This window comes from Haemophilus parainfluenzae (assembly GCF_900450995.1).
In the GTDB taxonomy this organism is placed as follows: Bacteria; Pseudomonadota; Gammaproteobacteria; order Enterobacterales; family Pasteurellaceae; genus Haemophilus_D; species Haemophilus_D parainfluenzae_O.
Genome location: NZ_UGHY01000002.1, coordinates 103,036 through 118,724, shown reverse-complemented (window position 1 = coordinate 118,724; position 15,689 = coordinate 103,036). Strand labels below are relative to the sequence as shown.

The window sequence follows — 15,689 nt, the reverse complement described above, 5'->3', positions numbered from 1 at the left end:
TAACAAAAGTGTATTGAGATATTTACTCAATACGTTTTTTTACAATAAAAATAAATGTGGCACTAAGTTCATGACGATAACTGTCGCGATGGAAAGCAATAATCGTGATGAGCCAAAGATAAAACCTCGGTTAGTGCCATTATCAAATTTTACTAATAAATTCGCCATCGCCGTTAAGGCATAGACTTCAATCACCGTGAAGATGACTAAGTAAATATAAGCAGAAACCACAGAAATATATTTCAACGTAATAAACCAAGGCAAGATAATACCAACAGTCAAGATCGGCGCCACCCATAGGGTTTGTTTAATCGTTAAATTAATTTTTCGAGAGAAATAACTTTGTAGTGACACAGTCAACAAACCATTTACAAAAAGTGCAATGGGGGAGTGTTCTGGCATGCCTAATTTGTTATCAAAAAGAAACGGGAAGATCACAAAGAATGATGTTGCAATGGAAAGAGGAATAAACAACATCAAATGCACAAATAAAAATTCTTTGGTGATGATTTCTTTAACTTGAGCAAAGCGAAACTTCACTAAGGTCTGCAAGGTTTGGATTTGATAAAACGGTTTAACCATTAAGGCAAAGAGAATCGCTTCCATCGCAAAGCAGACCCAAATCAGCGATTCAATGTGATTGTATTTGATAAATGGAATCACCAATAAAGGCGCAAACATAGACGACATGGAGGTGACTTTTAAATATTTTCCCTGTAATCGAGTTTTCTCTTTGTATTCTTTACCCGCGAGCACCAATAGGCAGGCTTTCGCATTGGTACCAAACAAACAGCTGCCTAAGCCAAAACAGGTGGTGGCAATTAAAAGCAGAATATAATTGTCAGCAGAGAGAAAGAAGATGTAGGCGATCACATCTAAAAAGCAGCCGAGTAACATCATTTTAGCCAGTCCAAAACGATCGCCCCAGATACCGGCTAAAATCGCTAATGCTTGGTTGCAGAAGAAAAGCAACGAGAGTGAAAAGGCTATTTCACTGTTACTTAAGCCTTTTCCTTGTAAATAGATGAAAAATACCGTTTGCATGGAAAAGAATGCAAGGGTAGAAAAGAAACGACGAGTCAATAAAAGTTTTTGTAAATTCATTGTTTTATTAAAAAAAAGAAAAGCACGCGTTAAGAACGCGCGCCAGTAATTTGTTAAGTGATCTGCCCCAAAAAGTTGGACAGGTTAGTTAACTTAAATATTGAGCTCGGTATTGCACTGGGCTCAATCCTTTGAAAGCAAGTTTAATGCATTTTTGGTTGTAATACACTAAATATTCTTCAATTTCAGCCTGTAATTCAGCAATTGAATGATAAGTCCGAGAGTAAAAACACTCTGATTTTAGTATCGCAAAAAAACTTTCAATCACCGCATTATCGTAGCAATTTCCTCGGTGACTCATACTTTGAACCGCTTTACCTTCCAACATTTTCACCCATTCCGCCGTGCCATACAATACACCTTGGTCACTATGAATAATCGGGCATTCTGTCGGTTTAAGCCGACTAAGCCCTTGTTCTAACATCTTTTTTACCAATGAAAACTTCGGGCGTGTCGCAAAGTTATAGGCAATAATTTCTCGGTTAGCCAAGTCCATCAACGGTGAAAAATAAAGCGTTTCTTGACCAACATGAAATTCCGTTACATCCGTTACCCATTTTTGATTGAGTGCCGTTGCTGTAAAATCACGATTCAGCAAATTCGGGGCAATATGCGATGTTTTTCCACGTTTTCCATGTCTTTTCTTGCGTAAAATGGAATGAATACCTAACTCGTTCATCAGCTTTAACACCGTTTTATGATTCAAATTAAAACCCATTTGGCGTAATTTAAACGTCATGGGGCGATAACCATCTCGTTTTCTGTTCTTTTTATACAGCGATAAGATAGCCTCTTTTACCTCGTGATAATTTCGCTTAACCTCTTTATAGTAAAAGCTTGAGCGAGGCATTTTAGCCACACTAAGTAAATTATTTAATGCATAGTTTGGCTTCAATCTTTCAATGATTTTTCTTTTTTCTGTCGTTGTTTTTGACGGTCGAGCTTCTCCAACTCCTTTAGGTAAGCAATCTCCGCACGAGCCAAGGCGAGCTCTCGTTGTAACTTTTTAAACGCTTTAGGTGAAAAGTCTGTGGTTTCTGGAATTTCAATGTCTTTCTTTTTCATCTTTGGCTTCGCTATTTTCGGTGTTTGAAGGTTTTTATAAGGCGATTTTACGCCATCAAGCCCTCTTTCCCGAAATGCTTTTAGCCAATAAATGACGAGAGCGTGGGAAATTTGATGAAGTTTAGCCACCTCACGGATACCATAATCCTGTTCGGTGACGAGTTTGATAATTTTCAAACGAAATTGATAAGGGTAGGACATAATCTGCACCTCAAATTAGGTGTCCAGGTTTTGGGGTGCAGATCAATTTAACCGCACTTTTTTATATTTTAAGCCACTGCGGCAAATGCAATATCAGCGGCAGCAAGCGTTTTTTCAATGTCTTCATTTGTATGTGCTAAAGACATAAAGCCTGCTTCAAAAGCTGAAGGCGCAAGATAAACGCCTTGATCGAGCATTTTATGGAAGAACACTTTGAATTTTTCGGTATCACATTTCATGACTTCTGCATAAGAGGTAACTTGTTTTTGGTCAGTGAAGAAAATACCAAACATGCCGCCTACATGATTAATCACAAATGGCACATTGTGTTTTTGAGCTAATGCTTTTAAGCCGTCACAAAGTTTAATGGTTAATTCTGCAAGGTGCTGTTCGTTACCTGCTTTTTTCAATTCGGTTAAACAGGCTAAACCGGCAGCCATTGCAATCGGGTTACCAGAAAGAGTACCTGCTTGATAAACAGGACCGGTTGGTGCGAGGTGTTGCATAATCACTTTTTTACCGCCAACAGCACCCACTGGCATACCGCCGCCAATGACTTTACCTAATGTGGTGAGATCAGGTGTTACACCATAGTAAGCTTGTGCGCCTGCAAGTGAAACACGGAAACCCGTCATGACTTCATCAATAATGAAAAGTGCACCATATTGATCACAGATTTCACGAATGCCTTGTAAAAATCCTTCTTTTGGCGGAATACAGTTCATGTTGCCTGCAACAGGTTCAATAATCACACAAGCAATGTCGTTAGGGAATTCTTCAAATAATTTTTTAACAGAATCAAGATTGTTATATTCTGCGGTTAAAGTATGTTTTGCAAAATCTTCAGGCACACCTGGTGAGCTTGGTTGACCAAGTGTTAACGCGCCCGAACCTGCTTTTACTAGAAGTGAATCAGAATGGCCGTGGTAACAACCTTCAAATTTTAAGATTTTGCTTCTATTTGTATAACCACGCGCAAGACGAATAGCAGTCATGGTTGCCTCAGTACCTGAACTCACCATACGAACCATTTCAATTGATGGCACAATTTCACAGACCAATTCCGCTAAATCAATTTCAGATGGTGTTGGTGCACCAAAGCTCAAACCATTTTCTGCTGCTTTTAATACAGCATCCAAAATAGCAGGGTGGTTGTGACCTAAAATCATTGGCCCCCAAGAACCTACATAATCGATATATTGTTTGCCTTCGGTATCGTAAATGTAAGCGCCTTTGGCTTTTTGAATAAATACGGGTGTGCCACCTACGCCTTTAAAAGCACGAACAGGGGAGTTTACGCCACCAGGAATAACTTCTTGTGCACGAGAGAAAAGTGCGGTTGATTTTGTCATGATTTTTAATCCTTATATTAAAAGTGGGCATATTGTACTAAAAAACTGAATTTGAGAAAAATCTTTGTGTGCTGATTTTTCTTTATGTTATCCTTTGCAAAAAATTTTTAGGATACAAACTATGCTAAGTCTTATTGTAACTTTCTTAGGGGCATTTTTAACCTTGATTGTGATGCGACCAATTGCGAATAAAATTGGCTTGGTGGATAAACCAAATTATCGTAAGCGTCACCAAGGTGCGATTCCACTGATTGGCGGTGTTTCTCTTTTTATGGGAAACCTTTGCTATTATTTAATGGAGTGGGATCAACTTCGTTTACCTTATCTTTATATATTCAGTATCTTTATTCTGCTCGCAATCGGTATCTTAGATGACCGCTTTGATATTAGCCCTTTCTTGCGTGCAGGAATTCAAGCAGTGCTTGCGATTTTAATGATCGATTTAGGTAATGTTTATTTAGATCATTTAGGTCAAATTCTCGGGCCATTCCAATTAACACTTGGTTCTATCGGATTGATTATTACCGTATTTGCCACAATCGCGATTATTAATGCCTTTAATATGATTGATGGTATTGATGGATTGCTAGGTGGGTTGTCTATTGTTTCATTTGCTGCCATTGGTATCTTGATGTTCCGTGATGGACAAATGGATATGGCATATTGGAGTTTTGGTTTAATTGTCGCGATTCTGCCTTATTTATTATTAAACTTAGGGATTCCGTTCGGACCAAAATATAAAGTGTTTATGGGCGATGCTGGAAGTACTTTAATCGGCTTTACGATTATTTGGATTTTACTTTTAAGTACGCAAGGAAAAGGACATCCGATGAATCCAGTGACCGCACTTTGGATTATTGCTGTTCCTTTAATTGATATGGTGGCCATCATTTATCGCCGTTTACGCAAAGGAAAAAGTCCATTCCGTCCGGATCGCTTACACGTACACCACTTAATGGTTCGTGCTGGATTAACCTCTCGCCAAGCCTTTTTATTAATTACTTTCTTTGCGGCCATTTGTGCCACAATCGGGATTTTAGGCGAAGTCTTCTATATTAATGAATGGGCAATGTTTATTGCGTTTATTGTATTATTCTTCCTTTATGCTTATTCAATTACAAAAGCATGGAAAATCACCCGATGGGTACGAAGAATGAAACGTCGCGCACGTCGTAATAAGCAATAGATTAAATAAAGAGGGATAGCAATTTGCTATCCTTTTTTACGTTTTAGCATTAAAAATAAACGAATGCATAATAAATTCTATACAAATTGAACAAAAATTTATCTTTTGATATTTTTTTTCAAAAAAGTGCTAGACAAGATATTTGGAAATCATTAATATACGCCCCTGCAACGACGCAGTAACGCGTTCGTAGCTCAGTTGGATAGAGCGTTGGCCTCCGGAGCCAAAGGTCGCAAGTTCGAATCTTGTCGAGCGCGCCAGAAGTCAATGCGATGAACAACTAATCAATGGTGGCTATAGCTCAGTTGGTAGAGCCCTGGATTGTGATTCCAGTTGTCGTGGGTTCGAATCCCATTAGCCACCCCATTTTCTCTTAATTGAGAAATCTGACGGCGAGTAGCGCAGCTTGGTAGCGCAACTGGTTTGGGACCAGTGGGTCGTAGGTTCAAATCCTATCTCGCCGACCAATTTATTTTTTTGCTCTTTAACAATATATCAGACAATCTGTGTGGGCACTTGTTGATTGACTTGTTTTAAAAATATATTTTAATTTTGAAGTCTTAATAGGTGCTAACTAGAAATTCATAATACTTTTTAAGTAGTGACATTTTATGTCAGCAGTATTGAGCGATTGAACTTGAATTGAAGAGTTTGATCATGGCTCAGATTGAACGCTGGCGGCAGGCTTAACACATGCAAGTCGAACGGTAACATAAAGAAGCTTGCTTCTTTGATGACGAGTGGCGGACGGGTGAGTAATGCTTGGGAATCTAGCTTATGGAGGGGGATAACTACGGGAAACTGTAGCTAATACCGCGTAATATCGAAAGATTAAAGTGTGGGACCTTCGGGCCACATGCCATAGGATGAGCCCAAGTGGGATTAGGTAGTTGGTGAGGTAAAGGCTCACCAAGCCGACGATCTCTAGCTGGTCTGAGAGGATGACCAGCCACACTGGGACTGAGACACGGCCCAGACTCCTACGGGAGGCAGCAGTGGGGAATATTGCGCAATGGGGGCAACCCTGACGCAGCCATGCCGCGTGAATGAAGAAGGCCTTCGGGTTGTAAAGTTCTTTCGGTAGCGAGGAAGGCATTTAGTTTAATAGACTAGGTGATTGACGTTAACTACAGAAGAAGCACCGGCTAACTCCGTGCCAGCAGCCGCGGTAATACGGAGGGTGCGAGCGTTAATCGGAATAACTGGGCGTAAAGGGCACGCAGGCGGTGACTTAAGTGAGGTGTGAAAGCCCCGGGCTTAACCTGGGAATTGCATTTCATACTGGGTCGCTAGAGTACTTTAGGGAGGGGTAGAATTCCACGTGTAGCGGTGAAATGCGTAGAGATGTGGAGGAATACCGAAGGCGAAGGCAGCCCCTTGGGAATGTACTGACGCTCATGTGCGAAAGCGTGGGGAGCAAACAGGATTAGATACCCTGGTAGTCCACGCTGTAAACGATGTCGATTTGGGGGTTGAGCTTTAAGTTTGGCGCCCGTAGCTAACGTGATAAATCGACCGCCTGGGGAGTACGGCCGCAAGGTTAAAACTCAAATGAATTGACGGGGCCCGCACAAGCGGTGGAGCATGTGGTTTAATTCGATGCAACGCGAAGAACCTTACCTACTCTTGACATCCAGAGAACTTTCCAGAGATGGATTGGTGCCTTCGGGAGCTCTGAGACAGGTGCTGCATGGCTGTCGTCAGCTCGTGTTGTGAAATGTTGGGTTAAGTCCCGCAACGAGCGCAACCCTTATCCTTTGTTGCCAGCGATTAGGTCGGGAACTCAAAGGAGACTGCCGGTGATAAACCGGAGGAAGGTGGGGATGACGTCAAGTCATCATGGCCCTTACGAGTAGGGCTACACACGTGCTACAATGGCGTATACAGAGGGAAGCGATAGTGCGAGCTGGAGCGAATCTCACAAAGTACGTCTAAGTCCGGATTGGAGTCTGCAACTCGACTCCATGAAGTCGGAATCGCTAGTAATCGCAAATCAGAATGTTGCGGTGAATACGTTCCCGGGCCTTGTACACACCGCCCGTCACACCATGGGAGTGGGTTGTACCAGAAGTAGATAGCTTAACCTTTTGGAGGGCGTTTACCACGGTATGATTCATGACTGGGGTGAAGTCGTAACAAGGTAACCGTAGGGGAACCTGCGGTTGGATCACCTCCTTACCAAAAACGAGAGACAATAAGTGTCCACACAGATTGATTGATATATTGTAGAAAATGAATGAAGGGAGAAAAGTGCGTAAGCAAAATGTAAGATAGAGTATCTTTATTTGTTGTCCCCATCGTCTAGAGGCCTAGGACATCGCCCTTTCACGGCGGTAACCGGGGTTCGAATCCCCGTGGGGACGCCAAATAAAGATAACTTTATTATCTTCTGTTCTTTAACAACCAGGAAACAAGCTGAAAAACTGAAGAGACTTTCAAGTCCTTTTAAGGATAAGAAAAAGTCTGAGTAAGAATAAAATCTTGATTGAACAAAAGCAATCAAGTGTTTAGTTGAAAACACAACATCAAGAATTTTTGAGGTTGTATAGTTAAGTGACTAAGCGTACAAGGTGGATGCCTTGGCAATCAGAGGCGAAGAAGGACGTGCTAATCTGCGAAAAGCTTGGATGAGTCGATAAGAGGCGTTTAATCCAAGATATCCGAATGGGGAAACCCAGTAGATGAAGAATCTACTATCACTTACTGAATCCATAGGTAAGTGAGGCAAACCGGGAGAACTGAAACATCTAAGTACCCCGAGGAAAAGAAATCAACCGAGATTTCGTCAGTAGCGGCGAGCGAACGCGAAGGAGCCTGTTAGTGATAATGACAGAGACAGAGGAACAAGCTGGGAAGCTTGGCGATACAGGGTGATAGCCCCGTACTCGAAGTCCAGGTTATGGTACTAAGCTAACGATAAGTAGGGCGGGACACGTGATATCCTGTTTGAAGATGGGGGGACCATCCTCCAAGGCTAAATACTCCTGATTGACCGATAGTGAACCAGTACTGTGAAGGAAAGGCGAAAAGAACCCCGGTGAGGGGAGTGAAATAGAACCTGAAACCTTGTACGTACAAGCAGTGGGAGCCTGAAAGGGTGACTGCGTACCTTTTGTATAATGGGTCAGCGACTTATATTTTGTAGCGAGGTTAACCGAATAGGGGAGCCGAAGGGAAACCGAGTCTTAACTGGGCGTCTAGTTGCAAGGTATAGACCCGAAACCCGGTGATCTAGCCATGGGCAGGTTGAAGGTTGGGTAACACTAACTGGAGGACCGAACCGACTAATGTTGAAAAATTAGCGGATGACTTGTGGCTGGGGTGAAAGGCCAATCAAACCGGGAGATAGCTGGTTCTCCCCGAAATCTATTTAGGTAGAGCCTTGAGCGGACACCTTCGGGGTAGAGCACTGTTTCGGCTAGGGGTCCATCCCGGATTACCAACCCGATGCAAACTACGAATACCGAAGAGTGATACTCAGGAGACACACGGCGGGTGCTAACGTCCGTCGTGGAGAGGGAAACAACCCAGACCGCCAGCTAAGGTCCCAAAGTCTATATTAAGTGGGAAACGAAGTGGGAAGGCTTAGACAGCTAGGATGTTGGCTTAGAAGCAGCCATCATTTAAAGAAAGCGTAATAGCTCACTAGTCGAGTCGGCCTGCGCGGAAGATGTAACGGGGCTCAAATATAGCACCGAAGCTGCGGCATCAGACGAAAGTCTGTTGGGTAGGGGAGCGTTGTGTAAGCGGATGAAGGTGTGTTGAGAAGCATGCTGGACGTATCACAAGTGCGAATGCTGACATAAGTAACGATAAAACGGGTGAAAAACCCGTTCGCCGGAAGACCAAGGGTTCCTGTCCAACGTTAATCGGGCAGGGTGAGTCGGCCCCTAAGGCGAGGCTGAAGAGCGTAGTCGATGGGAAACAGGTTAATATTCCTGTACTTGGTAAAGCTGCGATGTGGGGACGGAGTAGGTTAGGTTATCGCACTGTTGGATATGTGCGTTTAAGTTGGTAGGTGGGAAGTTTAGGCAAATCCGGACTTCCTTAACACTGAGAGATGATGACGAGGCTCTACGGAGTTGAAGTAACTGATACCACACTTCCAGGAAAAGCCACTAAGCGAAAGGCTTTACTAAACCGTACTGAAAACCGACACAGGTGGTCAGGTAGAGAATACTCAGGCGCTTGAGAGAACTCGGGTGAAGGAACTAGGCAAAATAGCACCGTAACTTCGGGAGAAGGTGCGCCGGCGTAGATTGTAGTCCCTCGCGGGCGAAGGTTGAACCGGTCGAAGATACCAGCTGGCTGCAACTGTTTATTAAAAACACAGCACTCTGCAAACACGAAAGTGGACGTATAGGGTGTGATGCCTGCCCGGTGCTGGAAGGTTAATTGATGGTGTAATCGAAAGAGAAGCTCCTGATCGAAGCCCCAGTAAACGGCGGCCGTAACTATAACGGTCCTAAGGTAGCGAAATTCCTTGTCGGGTAAGTTCCGACCTGCACGAATGGCATAATGATGGCCAGGCTGTCTCCACCCGAGACTCAGTGAAATTGAAATCGCCGTGAAGATGCGGTGTACCCGCGGCTAGACGGAAAGACCCCGTGAACCTTTACTATAGCTTGACACTGAACATTGAATTTTGATGTGTAGGATAGGTGGGAGACTTAGAAGTAGTCACGCCAGTGATTATGGAGTCGTCCTTGAAATACCACCCTTTAACGTTTGATGTTCTAACGAAGATTACGAAACGTGGTCTCGGACAGTGTCTGGTGGGTAGTTTGACTGGGGCGGTCTCCTCCCAAAGAGTAACGGAGGAGCACGAAGGTTTGCTAATGACGGTCGGACATCGTCAGGTTAGTGCAATGGTATAAGCAAGCTTAACTGCGAGACAGACAAGTCGAGCAGGTACGAAAGTAGGTCATAGTGATCCGGTGGTTCTGAATGGAAGGGCCATCGCTCAACGGATAAAAGGTACTCCGGGGATAACAGGCTGATACCGCCCAAGAGTTCATATCGACGGCGGTGTTTGGCACCTCGATGTCGGCTCATCACATCCTGGGGCTGAAGTAGGTCCCAAGGGTATGGCTGTTCGCCATTTAAAGTGGTACGCGAGCTGGGTTTAGAACGTCGTGAGACAGTTCGGTCCCTATCTGCCGTGGGCGTTGGAGAATTGATTGGGGCTGCTCCTAGTACGAGAGGACCGGAGTGGACGCACCACTGGTGTTCCGGTTGTGTCGCCAGACGCATTGCCGGGTAGCTAAGTGCGGAAGAGATAAGTGCTGAAAGCATCTAAGCACGAAACTTGCCAAGAGATGAGTTCTCCCAGATTATAAATCTGTAAGGGTTGTTTAAGACTAAGACGTAGATAGGCATGGTGTGTAAGCGGTGCGAGCCGTTGAGCTAACATGTACTAATTGCCCGAGAGGCTTAACTATACAACGCTCAAGGGTTTTGGGTGTTGTAATGATACAAAGACGAAACTCAGAGAAGAAAGAGAAAGTATTGAAGGTGAATCAGCTTGTTTGGTTGTGAGACGCTAGAGATAGCGGAGCAGAGAGAAAATAGAAGTTATTAAAGGAATAATCCTGGCGGCGATAGAGCGGTGGTCCCACCTGACCCCATACCGAACTCAGAAGTGAAACGCCGATGCGCCGATGGTAGTGTGGGGCTTCCCCATGTGAGAGTAGGACACCGCCAGGTACTGAATGTAGAACCCCGAGCTGAAGAGCTTGGGGTTTTTGTTTTATATAAAATATTAGAATTCATACATAAATGAGTCTAATAATGATAAAATCTTCGCCTATTTCTAGATAGCAATAATTATGAAAAAACAGATAAGTAAGATTTTTTCCAGTGATGGTGAATTGAGTAAGAATATCAAAGGATTTAAGCCTCGAGCAGAACAGCTCGAAATGGCTCAATCAGTAGGATATGCTATTCAAAATAAGCGACCGCTTGTTGTAGAAGCTGGAACGGGTACTGGAAAGACTTTTGCTTATTTAGCACCAGCACTTATTGCAGGAAAGAAAACGATTATTTCAACCGGCTCTAAAAATCTACAAGATCAACTCTTTTCAAGAGATCTACCTGCCATAAAAAAAGCCTTAAATTATTCTGGAAAAATTGCATTATTGAAAGGTCGATCCAATTACTTATGTTTGGAACGACTGGATCAAGTAATTGCTCAAGGTGTGCTTGGGGATAAATCTATTTTAGCCGATTTAAGTAAAGTAAGAAAATGGAATAATGCAACGAAAACAGGTGATTTAACAGAATGTATTGAATTGGCTGAAGATAGCCCAATTTTGCCTCAATTGACGAGTACGGCAGAAAGTTGTTTAGGAACAGATTGTCCTAACTACGCTGAATGCTATGTGGCACAAGCTCGTAAAAAAGCGCTAAATGCGGATCTTGTCGTAGTAAATCATCATCTTTTCTTTGCTGATATGGCGGTAAAAGAAAGTGGCTTTGGTGAGCTTATTCCCAATGCAGAAGTCATCATCTTTGACGAAGCACATCAACTTCCCGATATTGCAAGCCAGTATTTTGGACAATCATTAACTTCTCGCCAGCTATTTGATTTATGTAAAGATATCAATATTGTTTATCGAACAGAATTGAAAGATATGCCGCAGCTTGGCACTACTGCAGATACATTGCTTAAAGTTATTCAGGATTTTCGCCTTCTTCTTGGGAAGGAAATCAGCGAGGAAATTGGCGTGAGCTATTTAAGCAAAGTGCTGTTAAAAAATCGGTTGAATTATTACAAGAAAAAATTGAGTTTCTTTCTGAAGTTATCAAGATTGCATTAGGTCGCTCTCAGACTTTGGATAGTATTTTTGAACGCACTGAAAGTATAAATAATCAATTAATTCGTCTTTGTGATACGGCCATTGTTGGCTATTGTTATTGGTACGAAAGTATGGGGCGACAATTTGGTGTGCATATTACGCCACTTACTGTCGCAGATAAATTTGGCGAACAGCTAAATAATAAAGAAGCAGCTTGGATTTTCACCTCTGCGACTCTTGAAGTTGGCGGCACTTTTAATCATTTCTGTCAGCGACTTGGTATTGAGGAAGCAGAACAAAAAATTCTTCACAGCCCTTTTGATTATCCTAATCAATCGCTACTTTGCGTGCCACGTTATTTACCAGCAACGAATCAAAATAATACGTTACAAGCTCTTGGTGAAATGTTGTTGCCTATCATTGAAGCGAATAAGGGGCGATGCTTTGTGCTTTGTACTTCTTATTTAATGATGAGAGGCTTGGCAGAGTATTTTAGAGAAAATAGCGAGCTTTCTATCTTATTACAAGGTGAAATGCCTAAAGCCAAATTACTCGAACAATTTATTCATGAAACCCACAGCGTGCTAGTTGCAACCTCGAGCTTTTGGGAAGGTGTGGATGTTCGTGGTGATGCGTTATCATTAGTCATTATTGATAAATTGCCTTTTACTGCGCCAGATGAACCTTTACTAAAAGCACGCATTGAAGATTGCCGATTGCAAGGAGGCGATCCATTTAATGATATACAGATCCCTGAAGCGGTTATTACGCTGAAACAAGGTGTAGGACGCCTAATTCGAGATGTCACAGATCGTGGTGCGGTAATTATTTGTGATAATCGTCTTGTTATGCGAAATTACGGCGAAACCTTTCTAAAAAGTTTACCTAATTCAACCCGTACCCGAGATCTCAACAAAGTGGTACAATTCTTACAAAATGAGAAAATGGATTAATAATGAAAAATATCACCTTATTAGCACTTGATACTTCAACAGAAGCCTGTTCTGTTGCACTTTGGCATAAAGGCGAAAAAACACACTTAGATGAATTAGCAGAACGTACACACACAAAACGTATTCTTCCAATGATTGATGAGTTGCTCGCTAATTCTGGCATCAATTTGAAGCAAGTAGATGCGTTAGCATTTGGACGAGGTCCTGGTAGTTTTACTGGTGTCCGTGTCGGCGCAGGGATTGCTCAAGGGCTTGCATTTGGTGCTGATTTACCTGTTATTGCTGTATCAAATTTAACAGCAATGGCGCAGGCTGCATTTGAATTACATCAAGCTGAAAATGTGGTAGCTGCCATTGATGCGAGAATGAATGAAGTTTATTTTTCTCAAGTAAAACGAGAAAAAATGCGGTCAGAATTGGGTGAGTTTTTTCAATGGAATCCTGTTATAGAAGAACAAGTTTGCCAACCTGAAAAAGCGCTTGAACAGCTTTCAGATTTAACCACCTATCGAGTCGGAACAGGTTGGGCAGCGTATCCTCAATTTAAAGACAGTGGTTTAGAAGGGAGTGATATTATTTTACCTTCTGCACAATATATGCTTGAGCTTGCTTTAACAGATTATGCTCAGAATAAAATCATATCCGCCTTAGAAATTGAACCGGTTTATTTGCGTAATGAAGTAACTTGGAAAAAATTACCTGGGCGTGAATAATTTTCAAAAAGGAGTTGAAGATGAATAAAAAAACGATCTTAGTTTTGACCGCACTTTCGGCCACATTAGTGGGATGTGTCAATGCGCCGAAAGGGCTGGAAAAAGAGCAGTTTACTTTAAAATCATTATCTTCAATTCAACCGAGTGATTATAGCTGTCAGTGCAAATCAATACGCTTGGGTGGAAAAGTATTAACCGCACAAGCCTTGCCGAATAAAACTAAAATTGAAGTATTAAGCTATCCGGTTTATTCAACTTCAGCAAAACCTATGATTGATGAACAACCTAATGGACGTTTTATCGCTTATCTTGATGGTTTTGTGGAGCCAGAAAGCTTAAAAGATCAATTTATTACAATTGGTGGTACCTTGCTGAAAACAGAACAAGGCAAGGTCGATCAAGCCAATTATATTTATCCAGTTATTAAAACCAATCATTATCGTGTCTGGAATATTTCGCAAAGCTATTATTATCCAGATGATATGTGGGATGATTGGGGCTTTTTCGGTAGACGGCCGTATTATTGGTATGGCGAGCCTGAAATTCGCTATTATCTCTATTAACTAAATGATAAAATTAAGAAAAATTTCCAAAGAATAAGGATAAAAATGGAAAAAGTTTGGTTTCAAAATTATCCAGAAGATTCACCAACTACACTGGATACATCAAAGTATGATTCAATTCTCGATATTTTAGATAAGGCAATTCGTGAGCATCCAGATCGTCCCGCATATATCAATATGGGACAAGTGCTAACTTTTCGTAAATTAGAAGAGCGAAGCCGTGCATTTGCTGCATATTTACAAAATGAATTGAAATTAAAACGAGGCGAGCGTGTTGCACTTATGATGCCGAATTTATTGCAGTATCCTATTGCACTTTTTGGCATTTTACGTGCGGGCTTAGTTGTCGTAAACGTCAATCCACTTTATACCCCACGTGAATTAGAACATCAGTTACAAGATAGCGGTGCAACGGCGATTGTTGTTGTTTCAAACTTCGCCTCAACCTTAGAAAAAATCGTGTTTAACACTAAAGTAAAACACGTGATTTTGACAAGAATGGGTGACCAACTTTCTTTTGGTAAGCGTAATTTGGTCAATTTTGTCGTGAAATATGTCAAAAAGTTAGTGCCAAAATATAAATTACCGAATGCAGTGACTTTCCGTGAAGTGTTAAGTATTGGTAAATATCGCCAATATGTTCGTCCACAAGTGGAGCGTGAAGATTTAGCCTTCTTACAATATACAGGTGGTACAACAGGTGTTGCTAAAGGTGCAATGCTGACACATGGCAATATTATTACCAATATTTTCCAAGCGAAGTGGATTGCCGAGCCATTTATTGGCGATCATGCTAAGCAACGTATTGCCGTACTGGCTTTACCGCTTTATCATGTTTTTGCCTTAACGGTAAACTGTTTACTTTTCTTAGAGCTTGGCGTTACCGCACTCTTAATTACGAATCCACGTGATATTGATGGCTTTGTGAAAGAACTCAAAAAATACCGTTTTGAAGCGATTACAGGGGTAAATACCCTGTTTAATGCGCTACTTAATAATGAAAATTTCAAAGAAGTGGATTTTTCACGATTAAAACTTTCTGTTGGCGGTGGTATGGCGATCCAACAATCGGTCGCAACGCGTTGGCATGATTTAACTGGCTGCAACATCATTGAAGGTTATGGTATGACAGAATGTTCACCGCTAATTGCTGCTTGTCCAATTAATGTAGTGAAGCACAATGGCACAATTGGCGTACCTGTGCCAAATACCGATATTAAAATTATCAAAGATGATAGCTCAGAAGCACAACTTGGTGAAGCTGGAGAGCTTTGGGTTAAAGGTGAACAAGTCATGCGTGGCTATTGGCAACGTCCTGAAGCGACTGCTGAAGTGCTTCAAGATGGTTGGATGGCAACGGGTGATATCGTCATTATGGATGAGAGCTATAGCCTCCGTATTGTTGACCGCAAAAAAGACATGATCTTGGTTTCAGGCTTCAACGTTTATCCAAATGAAATCGAAGATGTGGTGATGCTAAATTATAAAGTCGCTGAAGTGGTCGCTATTGGTGTACCACATGAAGTGTCGGGAGAAACCATCAAAATCTTTGTTGTGAAGAAAGATGATAGCCTCACGCGTGATGAATTACGCCAACATTGCAGACAACATCTCACGGGTTATAAAGTCCCGAAAGATATTGAGTTTCGGGATGAATTACCGAAAAGTAATGTAGGCAAAATTTTACGACGCGTACTGCGTGATGAAGAAATAGCAAAACGCTCACAACACTAATTAAATCAGGGATATGTACTC

At 42.0% G+C, this 15,689-nt stretch carries 8 protein-coding genes, 4 tRNA genes, 3 rRNA genes and 1 pseudogene; 12 read left to right on the top strand and 4 right to left on the bottom strand.

All coding sequences use genetic code 11. From position 1 onward, the window contains the following. Window positions 1–39 precede the first annotated feature (39 nt). From DX522_RS00665 to hemL, 4 genes are all read right to left on the bottom strand, one after another. A complete protein-coding gene (locus DX522_RS00665) occupies window positions 40–1,104 on the bottom strand; it encodes an MFS transporter (RefSeq protein WP_115179459.1) in 1,065 nt (354 codons plus the stop codon). Window positions 1,105–1,192: 88 nt separating this feature from the next. Continuing rightward, complete coding sequence (locus tag DX522_RS00660; protein WP_262054123.1) at window positions 1,193–1,999, bottom strand: IS3 family transposase; 807 nt, start codon at window positions 1,997–1,999, stop codon at window positions 1,193–1,195. Continuing rightward, entirely contained in the window at window positions 1,996–2,370 is a 375-nt protein-coding gene (locus DX522_RS00655; protein ID WP_115179457.1) for a transposase, read from the bottom strand. The genes DX522_RS00660 and DX522_RS00655 overlap by 4 nt, the downstream gene beginning before the upstream one ends. A gap of 68 nt (window positions 2,371–2,438) precedes the next feature. Next, complete coding sequence (gene hemL / locus DX522_RS00650) at window positions 2,439–3,722, bottom strand: glutamate-1-semialdehyde 2,1-aminomutase (protein WP_111316099.1); 1,284 nt, start codon at window positions 3,720–3,722, stop codon at window positions 2,439–2,441. A gap of 121 nt (window positions 3,723–3,843) precedes the next feature. On the opposite strand from hemL, the gene wecA reads away from it, so the two are divergent. The 12 genes and pseudogenes from wecA to fadD all read left to right on the top strand — a co-directional run bounded on the left by wecA (window position 3,844) and on the right by fadD (window position 15,668). Next, window positions 3,844–4,908 carry a UDP-N-acetylglucosamine--undecaprenyl-phosphate N-acetylglucosaminephosphotransferase gene (gene wecA, locus DX522_RS00645; protein WP_049365564.1) on the top strand — a complete coding sequence of 355 codons (1,065 nt, stop codon included), beginning with the start codon at window positions 3,844–3,846 and terminating at the stop codon, window positions 4,906–4,908. Window positions 4,909–5,091: 183 nt separating this feature from the next. Next, a tRNA-Arg gene (locus DX522_RS00640) sits at window positions 5,092–5,168 on the top strand. A gap of 30 nt (window positions 5,169–5,198) precedes the next feature. Further along, window positions 5,199–5,274: transfer RNA gene (locus DX522_RS00635), tRNA-His, on the top strand. A 24-nt stretch (window positions 5,275–5,298) separates the two neighbouring features. Further along, window positions 5,299–5,375 (top strand) — tRNA-Pro (locus tag DX522_RS00630). Window positions 5,376–5,547: 172 nt separating this feature from the next. Beyond that, window positions 5,548–7,086: ribosomal RNA gene (locus DX522_RS00625) — 16S ribosomal RNA — on the top strand. Window positions 7,087–7,198: 112 nt separating this feature from the next. After that, window positions 7,199–7,274, top strand: a tRNA-Glu gene (locus DX522_RS00620). 181 nt (window positions 7,275–7,455) lie between these two features. Beyond that, window positions 7,456–10,349, top strand: a 23S ribosomal RNA gene (locus DX522_RS00615). Between the two features lie 149 nt (window positions 10,350–10,498). Beyond that, window positions 10,499–10,614, top strand: a 5S ribosomal RNA gene (gene rrf, locus DX522_RS00610). The 16S, 23S and 5S rRNA genes sit together here with 4 tRNA genes alongside, the layout of an rRNA operon. Before the next feature lie 122 nt (window positions 10,615–10,736). Then, window positions 10,737–12,658: pseudogene (locus DX522_RS00605) on the top strand (ATP-dependent DNA helicase). 2 nt (window positions 12,659–12,660) lie between these two features. Continuing rightward, window positions 12,661–13,371, top strand: a complete 711-nt coding sequence (tsaB, locus tag DX522_RS00600) for a tRNA (adenosine(37)-N6)-threonylcarbamoyltransferase complex dimerization subunit type 1 TsaB (protein ID WP_115179456.1) — start codon at window positions 12,661–12,663, stop codon at window positions 13,369–13,371. Window positions 13,372–13,391: 20 nt separating this feature from the next. Continuing rightward, window positions 13,392–13,934, top strand: coding sequence for a Slp family lipoprotein (locus DX522_RS00595; protein ID WP_115179455.1), 543 nt, complete (start codon window positions 13,392–13,394; stop codon window positions 13,932–13,934). Between the two features lie 45 nt (window positions 13,935–13,979). Then, a complete protein-coding gene (gene fadD, locus DX522_RS00590; protein ID WP_115179454.1) occupies window positions 13,980–15,668 on the top strand; it encodes a long-chain-fatty-acid--CoA ligase FadD in 1,689 nt (562 codons plus the stop codon). The last annotated feature ends 21 nt before the right edge of the window (window positions 15,669–15,689 follow it).